Below are 3,541 nucleotides of genomic sequence, written 5' to 3'. Positions count from 1 at the left end.
CCAACCTGCCGATCGTACCGATCACCAAGACGGGATCGTCCTGTCAGCCTCGGTCAGGTCTACGGCTCTACGGCAGATCTCAAACGCGGTCTGAGAGGCCGCTTCTTCCTGCATGCCGGCGGCCGGAGCGCACTCCCTGTGCCGGGATGGCAGTGCCGTACCGCCGACTGTGCGGGCCAGCGGGCATCGACCCGTCTGCTCGTGTGCTGCGGATCGTTAATCTGTGGGTATGTCTGAGAGTGTCATCCAGAGCCTTGGGGGCGGCCTGATCACTCTGGAAGCCGCAGACGCTCTATGGGTCGAGTTGACGACCGGTGATGCTGTGCCGACGGCCTTTGCGGCATTTCCCTGTTCCCCTTCTCGCGTCCGGGTGGGATACGTCCTGCTCGGCAGCCACGTGGTGGCGATGGTGAAGGCGAGCGGCGGCCGGTGGAGTGTGGTGGAGAGTGAGGTGCGCCGGGCGGCGGAGTTGAATGCGGTGGAGACGGATGGCCAGGACTTGGTCCGTATCGGCCCGTTTCGTAGCGTGCCACAGCAGGAGCATACGGAGGGGGCGCTGCTGCGGTGGCGCGAGCGCATCGCCCGGGAATTGGGGGAGCCGGCCGGCACGGGGTGAAGGCGGCCGGTTGTCTCATCTGGCGGGGGTCGACTGGCGGCGGATGCTCGTGGAACAGGCCCGCGATCCCATGGTGCGGTCGTGGTGGCTGCCGCGGGCCGTGGTCAGGCTGATGGACCAGGCCGCGCATACGGAAGCGCGGTGGCTGCACGCCGTACACACCGGCCGGGAAGCCGAAGCCCTCGCTGAAGAGCCCTCCCGCAACCGGCAGTCCGGAGCCACCAGCGGCGGGCAGGCCACGAGCCCTGCCCACCCCACCGCCCCCCCCCGCGCCTCTACAGCGGGGAGCTGAAGGGCCAGAGGTACTCACAGTTCAGCAGGAAACCCGGCATCTCAGGCAAGGTGGCCGGGTGGACCTGCGCGGTCCGTAGCACCGCACCGGCCGCCGTCCTGGACCACTGCCATGAGCACGGCTGCGTCCGCGCCCCGGTCTACCGGTGTGCTGGTCGGCGTTTCGGGGGCACGTCGTGGCCGCGGTGCTGGACACCTCTGGCGGTCTGGCCCTCGCCGCTGCCTACGACTGGTCGGACGACGCGAGTGGTCTCTTTGTGATCGGCATGGGGATGGTCATGATCGGGAGCGCGGCTGCGACCGGTCTCGCCGCGTTCCTGACCTCCGTCCTGCACACGGGAGTGGCCGGACCTGGCAGATCCGGGCGCTGACTGGGTCGCATCTGTTCACCCAGCTCACCACCGACTGCAGCTGGAACACCAGGCCGGTGGTGCCGTGCGCAGGTGCTGGATTTCGTCGTCTCCGTGTGCGAGAGGCGGCCTGCCTGTGCGAAGAAACGTGCAGAACGGCTGTTACTCGCCCTGGTCACTCCGCTGGCGGAGTGCGCCGAATAGGGCGACCGGTGGCGTGCCGGGGTGCGTAAGGGCTTGTGGTTGATCACTGGACGGGTGGGTGTAGCTATCAGCCAATGGCAGGGTCACATCCGTGACAATGCGTGTCCGATGCAGCCGTCCGTTACGGATATGTCCGTACTTGGTAACGCGCTCCGGTCGGCGTTCCGGCAGGTGCGTCGCGGCGGCAGAGTTCGGGTCCTCGGCCCACACCGGACCGGGACCCGCACCGCCCCCACCAGTCGTAACGGCTAGTGAGGCACAGTTTTTGAGGAGACATCACCCATGTCTGCTTCTTCGACCGCCCGCCGTATCGCCGCGACCGCCCTGGCGGCCGGCGCCATGGTGTCCGTCGCTGCTCTGCCGGCCTCGGCTCACGACGGTGACCGTCACCGGGCGCCGAAGGTGGAGATCAGCCGTGTCCAGGCCGACAGCCCCGGACGCGACAACCGCTCCAACCGGTCGCTGAACGCCGAGTGGGTCGAGATCACCAACACCACCCGCCACGCGGTCAACCTCGACGGCTGGACCCTGAAGGACGAGGACGGCCACCGCTACAAATTCCACGACGTCCGCCTCGCCGGCCGCTCGACCATCCGCATCCACACCGGCGAGGGCCGCGACACCCGCACCGACCTGTTCCAGGACCGCCGCAACTACATCTGGGACAACCACTCCGACACCGCGACCCTGCGCGACGACCGCGGCCGCACCGTCGACACCGAGTCCTGGGGCCACCACCACCGCTGACCCCACCCGCCCGTGCCCCGGCTTTTGTCAAGCCCCTTGGCGGAAGCCGGGGCACTGGCATGCTCACCGACAGTTGGGGCCGGAGGGCGGTGCCGAGGAGCGCCTGCTCGACTGGCGGTCGAGCGCTCACTGGTCGTCCGAGCAGCGGCCGTGCCGGGTACTGCTCGAGCACCACGAACCTTCGTGACGAGGACAGCGTGCCATCGCGCAAGACCTGCGCGGAGGTTCTAGGGGCGCGGCGCCAGCGGCCCGCTGGCCCTGGCGTGTAGAGGTACGTCCTCGAGACGCCCGCGCGGCCGGCGGGCCTGCTGAGCGCTCGCTCCCCGGAGCCCTCTTCCCCTTGCCGACCCGTACGCGGGGAAGGGCCACTGCGCTAGCCTCGAGTTGTACCCGACCGCCGGAGGATTCAATGGCGCACCTGATCTTCGACGAGGACGAGGCCCGGCAGCTCCGTGAGTCCGCCCGTGAGCGTGCGGCGGCTGGCGAGGGCCTGCTGGCGTACACGCTGGAGCAGTTGGCAGCCGAGGGAATCGACCTGTCACAGGCCACTCCTTACGCAGAGGTCCAGGCCCGGTACGGGCTCGGCGGCACGGACGCCGCCCGTACGGCCGGCGCCGCCTGATGACGCCGAAGCACGGCCCCTGGCGCGCCCACGTCGTCCTTCACGACGTTGCGGAACGGCAGATCGAAGCGATGAGCGACGCCGACCGCGAGGTCCTCGATGCTGTGATCGTCCGACTCTCCCTGGACCACCAGGCCGGTACCCGCATTGAGGGGAAGCTGGAGTGGGAGTACCGCGACAGCCGGGTCCGGATCGTGTACATCCCCACCGTCGTCGGAACGATCATCCTCGTCGCGTACGTCGAAGTCGATTGAGCCGTCACCGAACCCGTCAAGGCCGCAGCACACTGTCGTCCGTCCGCGTCATCAACGCCCCAGAGCGCCGGATCGGCGGCTGATGCCCACTACGGTGATCTGTGGGTGGGCGAGCCGACTGGTCGTTGGAACGCCCCCTGTGTGCCCCCGCACCTCGGTGCGGGGGCACAGTGCGTTTTCCGGCCCTGGGCAGTAGGCGTTCTTGGCCTGGTCCTGATTCTGATGCGAAGGACGCCCGCTGCCCTGGAAACGTCTCGCACTAGACTCCCGCTGCGTGACCTCTCCTGCTCACCACGCTGTCGCGGATGACGACGCGCTGTTGGAGAGGCTTCATGCCCTCGCATGGGGTGCCGCAGGCGTGGTGAGGTGACCCCCGGAGTGTGGACACAGGGGTTTTATGCCGCGAGGGAGAGTTTAGCCGGGCTGTGGTGCCGGCGTTCGAACTCCAGCGGGGTGA

5 protein-coding genes are annotated in these 3,541 nt (G+C 68.5%); all 5 read left to right on the top strand.

The window, feature by feature from the left end; all coding sequences use genetic code 11:
- Positions 1-229 precede the first annotated feature (229 nt).
- The 5 genes from ACFWUY_RS40870 (at position 230) to ACFWUY_RS40850 (ending at position 3,084) form a co-directional block, all read left to right on the top strand.
- A complete protein-coding gene (locus tag ACFWUY_RS40870; RefSeq protein ID WP_384121912.1) occupies positions 230-616 on the top strand; it encodes a hypothetical protein in 387 nt (128 codons plus the stop codon).
- 476 nt (positions 617-1,092) lie between these two features.
- Positions 1,093-1,278, top strand: coding sequence for a hypothetical protein (locus ACFWUY_RS40865; RefSeq protein ID WP_384121910.1), 186 nt, complete (start codon positions 1,093-1,095; stop codon positions 1,276-1,278).
- A 465-nt stretch (positions 1,279-1,743) separates the two neighbouring features.
- Positions 1,744-2,208: a lamin tail domain-containing protein gene (locus ACFWUY_RS40860; RefSeq protein ID WP_384121908.1), complete on the top strand. Its 465-nt coding sequence runs from the start codon at positions 1,744-1,746 to the stop codon at positions 2,206-2,208.
- Positions 2,209-2,617: 409 nt separating this feature from the next.
- The gene (locus tag ACFWUY_RS40855; RefSeq protein WP_384121906.1) at positions 2,618-2,830 is read left to right on the top strand and encodes a hypothetical protein; all 213 of its coding nucleotides are present in this window, start codon (positions 2,618-2,620) and stop codon (positions 2,828-2,830) included.
- Positions 2,830-3,084: a hypothetical protein gene (locus tag ACFWUY_RS40850; RefSeq protein ID WP_384121904.1), complete on the top strand. Its 255-nt coding sequence runs from the start codon at positions 2,830-2,832 to the stop codon at positions 3,082-3,084. Before ACFWUY_RS40855 ends, ACFWUY_RS40850 begins: the two co-directional genes overlap by 1 nt.
- The last annotated feature ends 457 nt before the right edge of the window (positions 3,085-3,541 follow it).

The sequence above is a fragment of the Streptomyces sp. NPDC058664 genome, from assembly GCF_042716635.1.
Taxonomy (GTDB): Bacteria; Actinomycetota; Actinomycetes; order Streptomycetales; family Streptomycetaceae; genus Streptomyces.
Note: the sequence above shows the minus strand (reverse complement) of the source record. Positions and strands in the feature narration are given on the sequence as shown.